Raw genomic sequence first — 16,202 nt, 5'->3', positions numbered from 1 at the left:
GAGAGCCTGACCGGCAGGTGGCGGCAGCGTTTTTGGATGCAACTGGTTTCCGGCGATGGGAAGGGTGTCAGCTGCAGAGCCCGGCGCGGCACAAAGCGCACGCCGTCCAGCAGATCTTGCAGGTTTCCGGATGTGGTCTCCCGGTGAGGCCTGCTCACCGGGAAGACAGTATCACGCTGCCGGCAGCGTCCGGTTTTCCTCGCGGGTGAAGGCGGGGCTGGTGAGGCCGAGGGGTCTGGCGCGGGCGATCCAGCCGCCGCCCAGAACCTGCGCGCTGCTGTCGTCGCTGTCATAGAAGACGCAGGCCTGCCCCGGCGCGACGCCGGTTTCCCCATCAGTCAGTTCCACCTTGGTGATGCCATCTGTAATGGTCAGCACTGCCGGGGTCGGCGGGCGGGTGGAGCGGACCTTGGCGAAGACTTCCGCGCGCATGCCTTCCGTGGCAGGCGTTGCGCCCAGCCAGTTGAGGTCGCGCAGCTCCAGCGTGCGGGTGGCGAGCGCCTCCTTGGGGCCGACCAGTACACGCTTCTGCGCCGCATCCAGATGCACCACGTAAAGGGGCTCACCGGTGGCAACACCAATGCCGCGCCGCTGGCCGATGGTGTAGTGGATGATGCCCTCGTGCCTGCCGAGCACGCGCCCGTCCAGATGCACGATGTCGCCCGGCTCCAGCGCATCGGGACGCAGCTTCTGGATCACGTCGGAGTACTTGCCCTTGGGCACGAAGCAGATGTCCTGGCTGTCCTGCTTGTCGGCGACGGACAGGCCGAATTCGCGGGCCAGCTCGCGCACTTCGGCCTTCGGCATGCCGCCGAGCGGGAAGCGCAGGAAATCGAGCTGCTCCTGCGTTGTCGCAAAGAGGAAATAGCTCTGGTCGCGGTCGAGGTCCGCCGGGCGGAACATCTGGTGGTGGCCGTCAGCGCCCGGGGCCGTGCGCACGTAATGGCCCGTGGCCAGCACATCGGCGCCCAGCGTGCGGGCGGTCGCAAGAAGGTCGGAGAACTTGACCGTCTGGTTGCAGGCCACGCAAGGCACCGGTGTTTCGCCGTTGAGATAGCTGTCGGCGAAACGGTCGATCACCTGCTCCTTGAAGCGGCGCTCATAGTCCAGCACGTAATGGGGGATGCCAAGGCGCTCGGCTACGCGGCGGGCATCGTGAATGTCCTGCCCGGCGCAGCAGGAGCCTGCCCGGTGCACGGCAGCGCCATGGTCATAAAGCTGCAGGGTGATGCCGATGACATCATAGCCCTCGCGCTTCATCAGGCCTGCGACGACGGAAGAGTCGACGCCGCCGGACATGGCGACAACGACACGGGTTTCTGCCGGGGGCTTCGGCAGATGAAGGGAATTCAGCATTCTGCGTCCTCTCGTTCCGCCGGGGTCAAGGGCCGGGGGCGGGATGGGCGTTGGCCGGAAGGTGCTGGCGGAAGAGTGGTCCGGTCAGGCTGCCCGGGTCTTGCGCCGGAAGCAGCCCGGCGGAACTGCGGTCAGACCGTCCGGGAGATGCACACAGTATACAGCGAAGGTGCGCTGCTGCCAATCGGCCCGGCAAAAGCTGCAAGTGACCGGGCAAGCCTTGCCGTGCCGGGCAGGATTTGCCGGGTCTGGCACGCTGCGGAAATGGCTCTTGCCTGCCATTTTCTTGATTCAAAACAACAATTTGCGGGTGCTGAAACTGGCCCCGTCCTTGCTTTTGACTGGCAAGGATAAATCCGCCCCGTGTGGGCAAGCGTCGAGGGTTGCCGTGCAGGCATTTCAGCTTCGGATCGATCTTGGTGGCATGGGCGGGCCTGCAGGTGCAGGCGCGGGGCCTTCTGCTGGCGGTCAGGCGCCGGAAGGTGTCTTCGCCGGCGTTCTGGCAAATGCGGGCCTGGAAGAGGCCGGGGCGCCGCTTCCGGGCGCGCAGCCTGCGCCGGTGAATGCATCTGCCGCCGGCAGTCCTCCGGTTCAGAATGCCATTGACGCGCAGGGCCTGCAGGTGCTGCAGCCTGGCGCCGTGGTGGAGCCGCAGGCCATTGATGCGGAAGCTGCGCTGCCATTGCCCCTGCCGCAGGTGCCGGTTGCAGCTCCCGGTGAGTTGCCGTCCCAGGTTCCCGGCACTGCGGCTGGCGAGGCTGTTGCTGATGATCTGCCGGTTGTGGACACCCCGGTGCTGGAAGGCGAGGCAGGGGCCGATGCAGCGGCGATGGTGGTGGCATTTATCATGCCTGCCCCTCTGCCTGCGCCGCAGCCCATTGTTGCTGCTCCTGCGCAGAATGGTTTTCAGGATGGTGCGCTGAACGGCGTGGACGGCCTGCGCGGCAGCATCACTCCGGCCTTGCCGGATATGCCGCTGCCGGGTGGTCAGCCGCAGCCCGCTGCGCCCGGTATGGCCCAGCCGCAGGTTGATGCCTCCCTGTCTGCGCCCCTCGCGCCAGCGGGTGGGGGTATGCCCTCCGCTGACGCGGGCAATGCGCCTGTGGTTGCGCAGCCGGGTGTTGCTGCAGCTCCTGCCGTTGCTGATGCTGCATCTGCTCCCGCCTCGGGCGCTGCGCAGCAGGTGGTTCCGCAATTGACTACGGCCTTGCCGCAGGCTGGTGCTGGTCTTGAGGCGGCGCTTGCTGCAGCAGGGCTGACCCCGGGCGAGGCTGAAGCTCTGGAACCGGACGTTCTGGCCGCCATTGCGCGCTCTGCAAGCGCCACCCAGGCTGACGCGGCCGCTGTCAAGGCAGGCTCAACGGGCTCTGCTGATGCTCAGTCTCAGCTTCAGCTTGAGTCTCAGGCTCAGACGCGTCTGCAGCCGGTTTCCCCGGCAGGTGCGCAAGCGGTATCTGACAGCGCGCCGTCTCAGCCGCTGGCCGCCGCCGCCATTGCGGGTGATGCCCAGCCGGACGGTGTCGAGACGCTGCGTTTTGCCATTGCTGCCAGCGCGGATGATGCAATGGCTGCAACTGTCCGTCCCGGGGTGGTGGCCCGGCAGACAGCCGCCACTGCGGTGCCAGATGTGGCTGCCGGCAGCCTGACCGCTGCGGCTGTTGCCGAAACTGCCGCGCAGACGGTTCAGTCTGATGAGGCTGCGCAGCTTGCAGCCCTGAAGCAGGCTGCGGACAAGGATGGTACTGGCAGCCGGTATGATTTTGCAGGTAATGCCCCGTCTGAAAAGCCTGGGACGCAGGCCGCTGGCGCCAAGGGCACGCAAGCCGCTGATCTGGCGGGTGCCTCTGCTGCCATCAATGCGGGTCAGGCTGCAGCAAATGCTGCTGCGCCGGATGGCGCCGAGGCCGACAAGGGGACAGACCCTGTCGTGGCGCTGGATGCCCGTGCCGGGCGGATGGATTTTACGGGGTTTGGCCGGGCTGACGGGCAGACAGCAGCAACCACAGGCACGGCACAGGCATCCGTGTCCGGGCAGGTGCCCACGCAGGCACAGGCCCAGGCTGCTGCAGGCCAGATTGCCGGGCAGATCCAGCTGCACTCCCGCGCCGGGCAGAGCCGGTTCCAGATGCGGCTTGATCCGCCTGAGCTTGGCCGGATCGAGGTGCATATGAAGGTCAAGGCTGGTGGCGAAGTCGAGGCTCACCTCATCGTCGACAAGTCCGAAACGCTCGACATGTTCATGCGTGATCACAAGGGCCTTGAGCGTGCGCTTGAGCAGATCGGCCTGAAAGCAGAGCAAGGCGGACTGCAGTTCTCGCTGCGCGATGAGGGCAGCAACCGCCAGTTTGCCTTCTCGGGAGACGGGCAAGGCAATGGTTCCGGACAGTCTGGCCGTCAGGGTCAGCAGCAGGGACAGGACGGTCAGACGGCTGAACGCGGCATCAGCGAACGCGTGGTGCAGCTCTACCGTCAGAACGGGCGCAGCGGCGTCGATATCCGAATCTAGTATGCGTGAAAACTCCGGCTTGGCTGCAGGCCGCCGGTGTCAGGAGTGAAGAGAATGGCAACAGTTTCCGCGAACACCGCAGCAAACACAGCCCAGAGCTCAAGCGCAGCCAGCAAGGAGACCCTGCTTGGCAGCTATGACCTGTTCCTGACGCTGCTGACCACACAGATCCAGAACCAGGATCCGCTCGAGCCTCTGGATGCTTCGCAATACACCCAGCAGCTGGTGCAATATTCCAGCGTTGAACAGGCCATCAAGAGCAACGAGTATCTTGAAAACCTGATGGCCATGATGGAGGCGGGTCAGGCGTCTTCCTATGTGAACTACCTTGGCTCTCAGGTGACTGCGACCGGCGCCAGCACAGTGCTTGCAGATGGTGAGGCAACCTGGAAGGCCAATTCTCCGGAGGCTGCCTCCGGCACGGTCGAAATCCGGAACTCTGCGGGTGCCAAGGTTTATGAAGGCAAGGTGGACTTTTCGAAGGGCAACAACACGTTCGTCTGGGACGGAAAGTCCTCCACCGGAGTAGGTCTGCCCGATGGCAGCTACACCGTGTCGTTCCAGCTGACCAATGCCGCTGGAAACAAGGTGACGCCGACCACGCAGATCTCCGGCACGGTTGACCGCGTCGACCTGTCGAGCGGGACGCCCTATCTGGAGATTGGTGGTGTGTCCATTCCGGTGAGTTCGGTGACGTCCGTTTCCCGGGCCACCTGAGTCCGTCAGAGAATCAAAACTCAAAGAGGCGCGGAAGGTCACTTCCGCGCCTCTTTTTATCTGGCCGGCTTACCGCCTCCTGCCCTCGGTCTGCTGTCAAAGATTTCTTTAAGGTAAACAGATTCTCAATTTGGCAAGAAAAAGGCGAACTATTCTGGAGGGGGAACTTAACTACCACCTCAAGAAATCGCAATTTCATAGTTAATACAATGTAACTGAGCGCTTAGGTAAATTTTAAACTCCGCTGTCTATTCTCTCTTCAAGACCTGGTCATGGTTTGTGTGAGAGTAAAATGACCGAGCAAATTCGTTCGCGTGTGAAATATGTGATTGGGCCGGATGGAAGCCCCCTCACCATCGCCGATCTGCCGCCGCCCAGTACAAAGCGGTGGGTCATCCGGCGGAAGGCGGAAGTCGTGGCAGCTGTCCGCGGCGGCCTCCTTTCCCTGGAAGAGGCTTGCCAGCGTTACACGCTGACGGTCGAAGAGTTTCTGTCATGGCAGAGCTCGATTGAGCGCCATGGGCTGGCGGGTCTGAGAGCGACCCGTATCCAGCAGTATAGAAACTGACGGTTCGGCGCGCGGCTCGCCGCACGTACGGTCTGTACCTCCAAAAAACTGGCCGGCCTCGAAAGAGGCCGGCCTTTCTGTTTTATGCCCGCCCTCAGACAAGGATCTGAGGTGGTGCTGCAACCATCTGTGGTCAAACCGGTCTGGCGCTGATTCCCGGTGGCGCGATGCGGCTGCAGGCCGCTAGAAGCGGACTCGGCTGGCGCGCTGCAGATGGTCAGTCTCGTCAAAAGTTACCCACTGATTAACGCAAACCGGCAGAATTTCGCTATTTGCAAGCGGCGCCGGTAAGGATTGATGGCGGAATTCTGCCGGTTTTCGGGTTGGCATCAATACTCGTTAATAACTTGTTTACCTTCTGGCGGGCAAATTTTGCCTATCGGACAATGGGGTGCAGGTCAGAGTGGGCCGTGATTCCCTCAGGTGCCGGGCAGGGCAAACGAACGCGAGCGGGCAAACGTGAACGGATTGATCGAATTCATCAGAACACTGGGTGCAGCGCGCGTGGCCGCCATGGGGGCGGTCGCGGCGATCCTCATTGGTGTGTTCGCCTTCATCATTCTGCGGGTGACAGCACCGCAGATGGCGCAGCTCTATTCTGATCTGTCGCTGGAAGACTCCTCGGCCATCGTCACGTCGCTGGAGCAGCAGGCAATTCCGTACGAACTGCGGCGTGAAGGTTCGACCATTCTCATCCCGCAGGAGCAGATCGCCCGTGTCCGCATGCGTCTGGCCGAGGATGGCCTGCCGACCGGCGGTTCCATCGGCTACGAGATCTTTGACCGGACCGACACGCTTGGCGCCACAAGTTTCGTTCAGAACATCAATCACTTGCGTGCGATGGAGGGTGAGCTGGCCCGCACGATCCGCTCCATCGACCGGATTGTCTCTGCCCGCGTTCATCTCGTGATCCCCGAGCGTCAGCTGTTCCAGCGTGATGCCCGGCCGCCCTCAGCCTCTATCGCGGTCAAGGTCCGCGGCTCGCTCGGTGCCGGGGAAATCCGTGCAATCCAGCACCTCGTGGCAGCAGCGGTTGATGGCCTCACCCCAGAGCGCGTGTCGATCGTTGATGACGCCGGGCGTCTGCTGGCATCCAGTTCGGATGACAACGCGGAAGCGATGCTGTCCACGCAGTTGCAGGAACGGACGGCGGAAGTTGAAACGCGCTTGCGCAATCAGGTCGAGGAAATCCTCAACAGTGTGGTCGGGCCGGGGCGTGCCCGTGTGCGCGTCGCCGCTCAGATTGACCATAACCGGATCACGGAAACGCAGGAGCGCTTTGATCCGGAAGGTCAGGTTGTCCGTTCAACCCAGACCAAGGAAGAAGCCAGCAGCCGCGGCGCGGGCCAGGATGCTGTGACCGTTGGCAACCAGCTGCCGAATGCGGATCAGGGGGCTGCCGGCACAGGTGACGTCGAAGCGTCGAACCTCAACGAGGAAATCGTCAACTACGAGATCTCCAAGGCGACCCGGACCGAAGTGGTCGAGGCAGGCAGCGTGAAGCGCCTGTCGGTCGCAGTGCTGGTGGATGGCGTCTACACGCCGAATGCGGATGGTGTCCTCGAGTATGAGCCGCGCACGCAGGAAGTGCTTGACCGGATCGCGGTACTGGTCCGTTCGGCGGTTGGGTTCGACGCTGCCCGCGGTGACGTCGTCGAGGTTGTCAATCTGCGCTTTGCCCAGGCGCCGGAGGCTGACTTTGAGCCTGCATCGGACGGCATGTTCGACTTCACCCGTGATGATATCATGCGCTTTGCCGAGCTGGGCGTGCTGATGCTGATCGCGCTCCTGCTGCTCCTCTTCGTGGTGCGTCCGCTCCTGCGCCGCATCGTGACGCCGGATGAAAAGCAGCCCCAGGAACTGGTCATTGCACCAGATGGCACGCTGGTGGCCGAAAGCGAGCTGCCGCAGCAGCAGGAAGAGGAAGACGACGGCGTGGTCATCGAATGGCTTGAGGAAGCCAAGCGTGAAGGCGCCATGCAGGCCTCTTCCATCGCCAAGGTGGGCGCAATGATCGAGGATTATCCGTCTGAGGCCGTCACAATTGTGCGCGGCTGGCTGGAAGAGGCAGCGTAACCCATGGCGCAAAGTCAAATGCAGAACCAGCTGACAGTCAGTGACGACGGTGTTGAGCGGGAGCTCAAGGGAGCCGAGCGTGCTGCGGTTCTGATGCTCGCCCTTGGCGAAGTCCATGGACGGCAGATCTGGGCCCGCCTTGACGAGATCGAGGTGCGCCAGATTTCCGCAGCCATGGCCAAGCTGGGCCCTGTCACGCCCAACATGCTGCAGGATCTTTTCGCCGATTTCGTGCGGCGCCTCAGCTCGCGCGGCTCTCTGATGGGCAACGTGGATGCGACCGAGCGCCTGCTGGCGGCCTTCCTGCCGCAGGACAAGGTGTCGGTGATCATGGAGGAAATCCGTGGTCCTGCAGGCCGCAACATGTGGGAGAAGCTCTCCAATGTGCAGGAGAACGTTCTTGCCAACTATCTGAAGAACGAATACCCGCAGACCGTTGCCGTGGTGCTGTCAAAGATCAATTCGGATCATGCCGCCCGGGTGCTGTCGATCCTGCCGGAGGATCTGGCGCTTGAGGTTATCAACCGCATGCTGCGCATGGAGGCGGTCCAGAAGGAAGTTCTGGAGAAGGTCGAGCTGACGCTTCGCAAGGAGTTCATGTCGAACCTCACCAACACGAGCCGCCGCGACAGCCATGAGATGATGGCGGATATCTTCAACAATTTCGACCGGCAGACGGAAGCCCGTTTCCTGGCGGCGCTTGAAGAAGAGAACCGCGAGTCGGCCGAGCGCATCAAGAACCTGATGTTCACCTTCGATGATCTGATGAAGCTTGATGCGGCCAGCTGCCAGACCCTGTTGCGCAACGTGGAGAAGGACCGTCTTACCATCGCCTTGAAGGGCTCTACCGATCAGGTGCGCGACTTCTTCTTCGGCAACATGTCCTCCCGTGCTGCGAAAATGCTGCGGGATGACATGGAAGCACTGGGGCCGGTGCGCTTGCGTGATGTGGACGAAGCCCAATCCGCCATGGTGGCGACAGCAAAGGATCTGGCTGCGCGCGGTGAAATCATGATCGCGAAGTCGAAGAGCGACGACGAGATCATCTACTGATGACAAGCGAGGTCTAGAGCGGAAGCATGTCACGCTTCACGACACCGTCGAAATTCCTGTTCAGCACGGACTTTGCGGCTCCTGACGCTCCGGCCGAGGAGGTTCCGCAGGAACCGGCCGTGCCGATGATGCCGGTTGCCCAGCATGAGGCCCTGCTGGCGGCCGCCATTGCCGATGCGCGCAGCAAGGGCCGGGCTGAAGGCATGGAAGAGGCGCGTGCCGGTGAGGAGCGCCGGCTTGCGGATGAGGCGGCCCGTCTTGTGAATGCCGCTCAGCAGGTCTTTGACGAAATTGATGGCTTTCGCGAAGAGGTTCAGCGGGACGCCATTTCACTCGCCTTTCTCGTCGCCCGGCGGCTGTGTGCACATCTGATTGCGCGCAGCCCGCTGGGTGAGATCGTGGCGCTGGTGTCGGAGTGTCTCGGTCCGTTGCGTGAAGCTCCGCACCTGGTCATCCGTGTAGCTGCCCGGGATGTTGATGCCTTGAAGAAGCGCATGGATCCTCTCATCGAGGAAAAGGGGTTCGAAGGGCGTCTCGTCATCCTTGGAGAAGCCGAGGTCGAGCGCGGCGATTGCCGGATTGAATGGGCCGATGGCGGTATCCTTCGGGATCGCAAGGCCATTGAGAAGCAGATTGACGAGATCATTCGCGGCTATTTCCAGGCCAAGGCTGCTGCCCGTGCGCGGCCTCAGGCCCGTGAGGCGGCTGCAACCGGGGAGACTGAGGCATGAGCAACACAGGCGATGGCGGAATTCCGCTGGACGAACTTGAAAGCCCAGGCCGGCGCCGGGAAGAGCGGGGGGATATCGGCCACGCTTCCTCAGCGGCCGATCTGGAGGCCGTGTTTGATGTGCCAGTGCGTATCTCGGCCGTTCTGGGCCATTCCAAGATGCATGTTGCAGACCTGCTGAAGCTGGCATCTGGAACGGTGCTGGAACTCGACCGCAAGGTCGGTGAGGCCATCGATATTTATGTGAATGACCGGCTGGTCGCCCGCGGGGAAGTTGTGGTGGTCGAGAATAAGCTGGGCGTGACCATGACCGAGATTATCAAGACCGACCGCTGAGAGCGGGCAGGAGACGAAGATGCGCTTGCTGATTGTTGGGACGCTTGGCGGCCAGCTTACGACAGCCTCGAAAATCGCGATGCAGCGCGGCGCTCAGGTCACCCATGCGGATGACATCGAGGGGGCGCTGAAGGTGCTGCGCTCCGGCCGTGGCGCGGATCTGCTGATGGTCGAGGTAAAACTGGACATCGGTTCGCTGATTGCGCGGCTGACGGACGAGCGCATTCATGTGCCGATCGTTGCCTGCGGCACGGACACCGACGCCCGTGCGGCAGTGGCAGCCATCCGGGCTGGCGCGAAGGAATATATCCCGCTGCCGCCTGATCCGGACATGATCGCGGCGGTTCTGTCCGCCGTGTCGGAAGAGCGCGGCGACCTGATTTACCGCGACGAGGCCATGGCTGCCGTCGTGAAACTGGCTGAACAGGTGGCTCCTTCCGATGCTTCGATCCTGATCACCGGTGAATCCGGCACGGGCAAGGAAGTCATTGCCCGCCACGTGCACCGCAGTTCCTCCCGTTCTGGCAAGCCGTTCATTTCCATCAACTGCGCGGCTATCCCCGAGCATCTGCTGGAGTCCGAGCTCTTCGGCCATGAGAAGGGTGCCTTCACCGGTGCCGTCGCCCGCCGGGTTGGCAAGTTCGAGGAAGCAGATGGCGGCACACTGCTGCTGGACGAGATTTCCGAAATGGACGTGCGCCTGCAGGCAAAGCTTCTGCGCGCCATTCAGGAACGGGTGATCGACCGGGTGGGCGGCACGCGGCCGGTGCCGGTGGATATCCGTATCATTGCCACGTCGAACCGGGATCTGGCGGAAAGCGTGCGGCAGGGAACCTTCCGTGAGGATCTGCTCTTCCGTCTCAATGTGGTGAACCTGAAGCTGCCGCCCCTGCGCCAGCGTCCGGCCGATATCCTGGAGCTCGCCGACTATTTCGCCCGCCATTATGCGCAGGTGAATGGTGCCCCGGTGCGGCCCATCAGCCCGGATGCGCGGCGGGCGCTGACCACCAGCCCCTGGCCGGGCAATGTCCGCGAGCTGGAGAACACCATCCACCGCGCCGTTCTGCTCGCCATCGGGCCGGAGATCGGGGTTGATGCGATCCGCATGCCGGACGGGACACCGCTTGCGTCGGCGCCGCGCGGCCCGGTGGAACGGGCGGCACAGGCGGCTGAAGCCGTCAACCGTTCGCTCGTGGGGCGTACGGTTGCCGATGTGGAGCGGGATCTCATTCTTGACACGCTGGACCATTGCCTTGGGAACCGCACCCATGCGGCCAAGATCCTTGGCATCTCGATCCGGACCTTGCGCAACAAGCTGAACCAGTACACGGATGAGGGCATCCATGTGCCTGGTCCGGGCGAGGCGCGGGTCTGAAGCGCTTGCTGATTTTTAAGGACGCTGCATGAGTGAAGCATCAGCAAATGGCACCGGCGCTCCGCCGCCGCCCGGAGGGCGCGGACCGGGGACTGGCGTCCCGATGCCAAACATAGGCGATATCTGGCGTGCGCTGAGGCAGGGCGATCTGGGCCTTGCCATCGGCGTTATGGTCATTCTCGTCCTGCTCATCGTGCCGATGCCCTCGGTCATGCTGGACATGTTCCTGGCCATCTCGATCATCTTTTCGGTGATGATCCTGATGACCGGCCTGTTTATCCAGCAGCCGCTGGAGTTCTCGTCCTTTCCGACAGTCCTGCTGATCGCCACCATGCTCCGGCTGGCGCTGAACCTTGCCTCGACGCGCCTGATCCTTGCCAATGGCCATGAGGGTACGGCTGCGGCCGGGCATGTGATTCAATCCTTCGGCAACTTCGTGATGGGTGGCAATTTCGTCATCGGCATCATTGTCTTTGCCATTCTGGTGATCGTGAACTTCATCGTCATCACCAAGGGTTCGGGCCGTATCGCGGAAGTGGCGGCACGTTTCACCCTGGATGCCATGCCCGGCAAGCAGATGGCGATCGACGCCGATCTATCGGCCGGGCTGATCGACGAAGGGGAGGCCCGCCGCCGCCGCAAGCAGCTGGAAGAAGAGTCTACCTTTTTCGGCGCCATGGACGGTGCGTCCAAATTCGTGCGCGGTGATGCGATTGCGGGCCTGCTGATCACCTTTATCAACGTCATTGCCGGCATCATCATCGGTGTGGCGCAGATGGGGCTGACATTCGGAGAGGCAGCGCAGAACTACACCCTGCTGACCGTCGGTGATGGCCTGGTTTCCCAGATCCCGGCCCTTATCGTCTCGACTGCCGCCGGTATTCTGGTGTCCAAGGCAGGTGTAGCCGGATCGGCCGACAAGGCAATGGTGGCCCAGTTTACCGGCTACCCCAAGGCGCTGGGCATGTCCTCCGCTGTCATGCTGACACTGGCTTTCCTGCCTGGCATGCCGATGATCCCGTTCGTCGCGCTGGCCGGGCTTGCTGGCTGGCTGGCCTTCAAGACCGGAAATGCGAAGCAGCAGAAAGCTGCGGAGGCAGTCGCCAAGAAGGTGATCGAGGAAGCGCCGAAGCCCGCTCCTGAACCGCCGATCACCGATGCCCTCAAGATGGATGAGCTGCGTATCGAGCTGGGCTACGCCCTGCTGCCCTTGATCAATGGCAGGGAAAGCGGCGGCGCGGATCAGCTGACCGAGCAGATCAAGGCTCTGCGCCGGCAGATTGCTTCGGACATGGGCATCATCATGCCGCCCGTGCGCATACTCGATAACATTCAGCTTGGGGCGAATGACTACGTCATCAAGGTCAAGGAAGTGGATGCCGGCAAGGGCACGCTTTATCCGAACCGTTATATGGTCATGGACCCGGCCGGCGGTCAGGTGAAACTGCCGGGCACACATACGATCGAACCGACCTTTGGCCTGCCTGCTACCTGGGTGGAGGCGGCCTACCGTGAGGACGCCTCACTGCGCGGCTACACCGTTGTGGATCCGGCGACAGTGCTTTCCACCCATCTGACGGAAACGATCAAGGGCAATGTCGCCGAGCTGCTGACCTATGCCGACGTGCAGAAGCTTCTGAAGGAGCTCAAGGGCGATCAGGCCAAGCTGGTGGACGATCTCATCCCCTCGCAGATCAACGTGTCGGGCGTGCAGCGTGTGCTGCAGACCCTGCTGGGCGAGCGTGTTTCCGTACGCGACCTTGGTACCATTCTGGAAGGCATTGCAGAGGCGGTTGGCTTTAGCCGCAACACAAACACGATTGCCGAACATGTGCGCAGCCGTCTGGCCCGCCAGCTTTGCGCGGCGAATATGGCGCCCGGCGGCTATCTGCCGTTGATTGCGCTCAGCCCGCGCTGGGAGCAGTCGTTCCTGGAAGCCATCGTCGGAGAAGGAGAAGAGCGCCAGCTCGCCATGCAGCCTTCGAAGCTGCAGGAGTTCGTCACCCTCGTGCGTGACGCCTTCGAAAACGCTGCAACGCAGGGCGAGGTTCCGGTTCTGCTGACATCACCGCAGACGCGGCCCTTTGTCCGTTCCATCGTTGAACGTTTCCGGGCCCATACGACTGTGATGAGCCAGAATGAGGTTCATCCCCGGGCGAAGCTGAAAACGGTCGGGTCAATCTGAAGCAAAGCCGGAGAGGTAAAAGTCTCCGGCCTTTTGCGTCCCGTCACACCAGGATGTTCAACCGTGACATGGCTGAGGCCGCGCTGATGTTGCTGCCGCGAAGGGCGTTGGACGCCTGTTGCTGGGCGACACCAGTGTTGATCTGCTGAAAAGCCTGATTGAGCTGGGCGTTGAGGTTGATCGTCCGTTGAACGGCACGCTTGCGCACTTGTGCCCAGGCATCATTGTAGTCTTTGAGACTTGGCTTTTTAGCGTTGCGGTTGGGGTTGTTTCCGATCGTAGCCATAAGGCCAGTCTTGGTGCATATGGTTAATGAAAGGTAAACTCCGTCAAAATATGTGATGTCAGCCCTTTGACTGGCCCGTTTACAAGAGGGGCGGGCAGAGTGCTTGCGGAGTTTGCGCCAGGTCCATTCTTCTTCCGGCATCATGACACCGGGTTCCTGTTGTTCTGCTGGTGCGGCGCTGCTACGGGTGGGGCATGATGCGTGGCGTACAAGGACCCTCTGATGACACTACTGAATATGAACGGCTATACGGATCTGCCGGACACAAAGGTTGCAGTGGTCACCACCTATCTTGAAATGACCGCCGCCCCCGAGGGGCTCGAAGCGCCTCATCAGTCTCCGGAGGGCGTAAGCCTTGAGCGTTTTCAGGGGGCGGATGCGGATCGCTTTCTCAGGCTTTTCCGAAAGGTGGGCGAAGAGTGGCTCTGGTTCTCCCGGCTGCTGATGACGCGCGAGGAGCTGGCTGCAGCGCTCTCGAACCCCTCGAGCGAGATCTGCATTGTCCGCAAGGACGGCGCTGATGCCGGGCTGCTGGAGCTGGATTTTGCTGATCCCGAGAACGTGGAGCTGGTCTATTTCGGGCTGATACGGGAGGCCACGGGGCACGGGCTTGGCCGCTGGCTGATGCAGGAAGCGCTTTGGCGCGCCTGGTCGCGGCCGCAGACGAAGCGCTTCTTTGTCCACACCTGCACCGGCGACAGCCCGGTGGCGCTAGGCTTCTATCAGGCGAACGGCTTCCGGCCCTACAAGCGGGCGGTGGAAGTGATTGATGATCCGCGCCTCTCTGGCCATCTCCCGGAAACGGCGGCACCGCACGTGCCGGTGCTGGGGCGGTCTGCAGGCTGATCCCGGCGTCAGTGCCTGATCTTGTCTGAGAATGCTGCCGTCAGAGCGGGGCGTGAGGCTTCGATCACACCGCGCTCGGTAATCAGCCCCGTTACTAGGCGCGCAGGCGTGACATCAAAGGCCGGATTTGCAACTTCGGACCCTTCCGCCACGATCGAGATGCGGCGGATGGTTCCGTCGGAAGCACGTCCGGCGATCGTCGAGACTTCTGTGCCATCCCGCTCTTCGATGGGAATGCCCGTCAGGCCATTGCTGATGGAAAAATCGAGCGTGGAGGAGGGCAGGGCGACGTAAAAGGGCACGTTGCAGTCCTTCGCTGCCAGCGCCTTCAGATACGTCCCGATCTTGTTGCAGACATCTCCGTTGGCTGTAGTCCTGTCGCTGCCGACGATCACCATGTCCACGGCGCCATGCTGCATCAGGTGTCCCCCGGCATTGTCGCAGATGACGGTATGCGGCACGCCGTGCTTGCCCAGCTCCCAGGCTGTAAGGAATGCGCCTTGATTGCGCGGACGGGTTTCGTCCACCCAGACATGGACCGGGATGCCGGCATCATGGGCCATGTAGATGGGGGCTGTTGCCGTGCCCCAGTCCACTGTCGCCAGCCAGCCGGCATTGCAGTGAGTGAGGATATTGACTGGTTCGCTGAAGCTTTTGCGGGCGAGTGCCGACTTGATGAGGTCCAGTCCATGCAGACCGATGGCCATATTGGTGGCCACATCTTCGTCGCAGATCCGCTCGGCCACCTGCAGGGCCTTTTCGGCCCGCAACTCCGGCGCCAGATGGATCAGGGACCTGCGGGAGATATCAACCGCCCAGGCGAGATTGACGGCAGTTGGCCGTGTATCCACCAGCATGGCGGCAGCTTCATCAAGGGCCATGTCGCCTGGATCTGCCTGCATCGCCAGCCACATGCCATAGGCTGCGGTCGCGCCGATGAGGGGGGCTCCCCGCACGCGCATGGTGCGAATCGCTTCGGCAGCCTCTGCCGCGGTTGTCAGTTCCCGTGTTTCGAACGCATGCGGGAACAAGGTCTGGTCCAGAATGGTTACACCCGTGCCGGATTTGCTCCGCCATATGGTCCGGTAGGGGATGCCATTGACTTTCATGGGTGAAATCCTGCTGTTCCGGTTTTTTGCTGCGCGGCGTCTGGCCGTGCGGACCTGAATATATTAATACTTGTTAACCACAGCTGCGACATTGCCAGTGGAAGAGCGGTTTCCAGCCGGTTGCCCCGGTTTCCAGTAGGACGCTGATCCGTAAAAGTCCGCTTAAGGCAAAAGCAGCAAACGACTCGGGACAACACATGGCAGATCAGAAGACCACAAGACCGGCCGCGACCGTGGTGCCCCATTCCAAGGTCCGGAGCCTGCGTGAAACCTTGCGCAAGGTGCGCCTTGGCGAGGCCGAGCGGGCCGATGTGGTCATCGATCTGCAGGACACGGAGCGTGTCCGCCTGAAGATGCTGGCCGAGGAATTGCAGGATGTCTTCAAGGAAGTTCCGGAGGATGACGACCAGTTTTCCTTCCAGATCATTCCGGGCTCGACGCCGCGCCTCTGGATCGATGTAACCAGTCACATTGTCGTTGCGGGCGATCTGAAGACCTACCGTTTCCTCAAGGATACCCGTCTCGGACGTCTCGTCATTCTGGAGACCGCCGACATTGATGATATGGCGGACTGCGTGACGGAATATATCGCTGAGCGCATCATCGAGCGGGAGCGGGCGCTGGAAGGCGACTGGCTGGACAAGCGCATGAAAGCAGCCATCGCTGGCAACAATGGCCGTACCGGGAGATCGTCCGTTTGGGGGCCGGTTGCCCTGTCATTCCTCGTGGGATCGTTCGCCGGTGCCGTGGGCCTGATCGCCTTTGCCTGGTTCGCCTATCCGATGCTGTGAGGGGCAGTCTGCTGCCGTCACTGGGGCCGGTTTTGCTCAGGCAGTCGCCCCGGACGAGAGCGAAGCGGAGGTCCGGGGACCACTCGTTTCCAGAGCGGTAAAGAAGAGACCCGGCAAAGCTGCTTGCACGAGAAAAAAATCACGCCTCTGGACCGCTCTGGACAATGGCTGCTCTCTGCGAACGAGTGGGCCCCTGTGTATCGAAAGTCTGTCATTGTGATTGCGGGACGGAGGCCGTTGGGCCCCTGATCTTGAAGACCGTGAGCCG

The 16,202-nt window shown here is 62.0% G+C and carries 14 protein-coding genes; 11 read left to right on the top strand and 3 right to left on the bottom strand.

Translation table 11 applies throughout. The features are described from left to right. Nucleotides 1-171: 171 nt before the first annotated feature. Complete coding sequence (mnmA, locus tag V6L75_RS07725; protein ID WP_334250932.1) at nucleotides 172-1,356, bottom strand: tRNA 2-thiouridine(34) synthase MnmA; 1,185 nt, start codon at nucleotides 1,354-1,356, stop codon at nucleotides 172-174. Between the two features lie 388 nt (nucleotides 1,357-1,744). Here mnmA and V6L75_RS07720 point away from each other — a divergent pair, with 388 nt between their 5' ends. From V6L75_RS07720 to flhA, 9 genes are all read left to right on the top strand, one after another. Further along, nucleotides 1,745-3,862, top strand: a complete 2,118-nt coding sequence (locus V6L75_RS07720; RefSeq protein WP_334250931.1) for a flagellar hook-length control protein FliK — start codon at nucleotides 1,745-1,747, stop codon at nucleotides 3,860-3,862. A 54-nt stretch (nucleotides 3,863-3,916) separates the two neighbouring features. Further along, nucleotides 3,917-4,579 (top strand): flagellar hook assembly protein FlgD, encoded by a 663-nt coding sequence (locus tag V6L75_RS07715; protein ID WP_334250930.1) that lies wholly within the window; start codon nucleotides 3,917-3,919, stop codon nucleotides 4,577-4,579. 292 nt (nucleotides 4,580-4,871) lie between these two features. Next, nucleotides 4,872-5,147, top strand: coding sequence for a CtrA inhibitor SciP (gene sciP, locus V6L75_RS07710; protein WP_019963894.1), 276 nt, complete (start codon nucleotides 4,872-4,874; stop codon nucleotides 5,145-5,147). A 459-nt stretch (nucleotides 5,148-5,606) separates the two neighbouring features. Beyond that, nucleotides 5,607-7,223: a flagellar basal-body MS-ring/collar protein FliF gene (gene fliF, locus V6L75_RS07705; protein ID WP_334250929.1), complete on the top strand. Its 1,617-nt coding sequence runs from the start codon at nucleotides 5,607-5,609 to the stop codon at nucleotides 7,221-7,223. A gap of 18 nt (nucleotides 7,224-7,241) precedes the next feature. Next, nucleotides 7,242-8,276, top strand: a complete 1,035-nt coding sequence (gene fliG / locus V6L75_RS07700) for a flagellar motor switch protein FliG (RefSeq protein WP_425498723.1) — start codon at nucleotides 7,242-7,244, stop codon at nucleotides 8,274-8,276. 26 nt (nucleotides 8,277-8,302) lie between these two features. Next, entirely contained in the window at nucleotides 8,303-9,007 is a 705-nt protein-coding gene (locus tag V6L75_RS07695; RefSeq protein ID WP_334250927.1) for a FliH/SctL family protein, read from the top strand. Continuing rightward, nucleotides 9,004-9,342, top strand: a complete 339-nt coding sequence (fliN, locus tag V6L75_RS07690; protein WP_334250926.1) for a flagellar motor switch protein FliN — start codon at nucleotides 9,004-9,006, stop codon at nucleotides 9,340-9,342. The genes V6L75_RS07695 and fliN overlap by 4 nt, the downstream gene beginning before the upstream one ends. Nucleotides 9,343-9,361: 19 nt before the next feature. Next, nucleotides 9,362-10,717: a sigma-54-dependent transcriptional regulator FlbD gene (gene flbD / locus V6L75_RS07685; RefSeq protein WP_050474951.1), complete on the top strand. Its 1,356-nt coding sequence runs from the start codon at nucleotides 9,362-9,364 to the stop codon at nucleotides 10,715-10,717. Nucleotides 10,718-10,745: 28 nt separating this feature from the next. Further along, the gene (gene flhA / locus V6L75_RS07680; RefSeq protein WP_425498720.1) at nucleotides 10,746-12,902 is read left to right on the top strand and encodes a flagellar biosynthesis protein FlhA; all 2,157 of its coding nucleotides are present in this window, start codon (nucleotides 10,746-10,748) and stop codon (nucleotides 12,900-12,902) included. Between the two features lie 43 nt (nucleotides 12,903-12,945). Here the strand turns inward: flhA and V6L75_RS07675 are convergent, their stop codons facing one another. Further along, the gene (locus V6L75_RS07675; protein WP_334250925.1) at nucleotides 12,946-13,332 is read right to left on the bottom strand and encodes a hypothetical protein; all 387 of its coding nucleotides are present in this window, start codon (nucleotides 13,330-13,332) and stop codon (nucleotides 12,946-12,948) included. A 78-nt stretch (nucleotides 13,333-13,410) separates the two neighbouring features. Here V6L75_RS07675 and V6L75_RS07670 point away from each other — a divergent pair, with 78 nt between their 5' ends. Beyond that, entirely contained in the window at nucleotides 13,411-14,034 is a 624-nt protein-coding gene (locus V6L75_RS07670; protein WP_334250924.1) for a GNAT family N-acetyltransferase, read from the top strand. 8 nt (nucleotides 14,035-14,042) lie between these two features. Here V6L75_RS07670 and mtnA read toward each other — a convergent pair whose 3' ends face one another. Continuing rightward, a complete protein-coding gene (mtnA, locus tag V6L75_RS07665; RefSeq protein WP_334250923.1) occupies nucleotides 14,043-15,143 on the bottom strand; it encodes an S-methyl-5-thioribose-1-phosphate isomerase in 1,101 nt (366 codons plus the stop codon). A 197-nt stretch (nucleotides 15,144-15,340) separates the two neighbouring features. Here mtnA and V6L75_RS07660 point away from each other — a divergent pair, with 197 nt between their 5' ends. Continuing rightward, nucleotides 15,341-15,934, top strand: a complete 594-nt coding sequence (locus V6L75_RS07660; RefSeq protein WP_334250922.1) for a hypothetical protein — start codon at nucleotides 15,341-15,343, stop codon at nucleotides 15,932-15,934. The last annotated feature ends 268 nt before the right edge of the window (nucleotides 15,935-16,202 follow it).

Source organism: Pannonibacter anstelovis, assembly GCF_036881715.1.
In the GTDB taxonomy this organism is placed as follows: Bacteria; Pseudomonadota; Alphaproteobacteria; order Rhizobiales; family Stappiaceae; genus Pannonibacter; species Pannonibacter anstelovis.
Note: the sequence above shows the minus strand (reverse complement) of the source record. Positions and strands in the feature narration are given on the sequence as shown.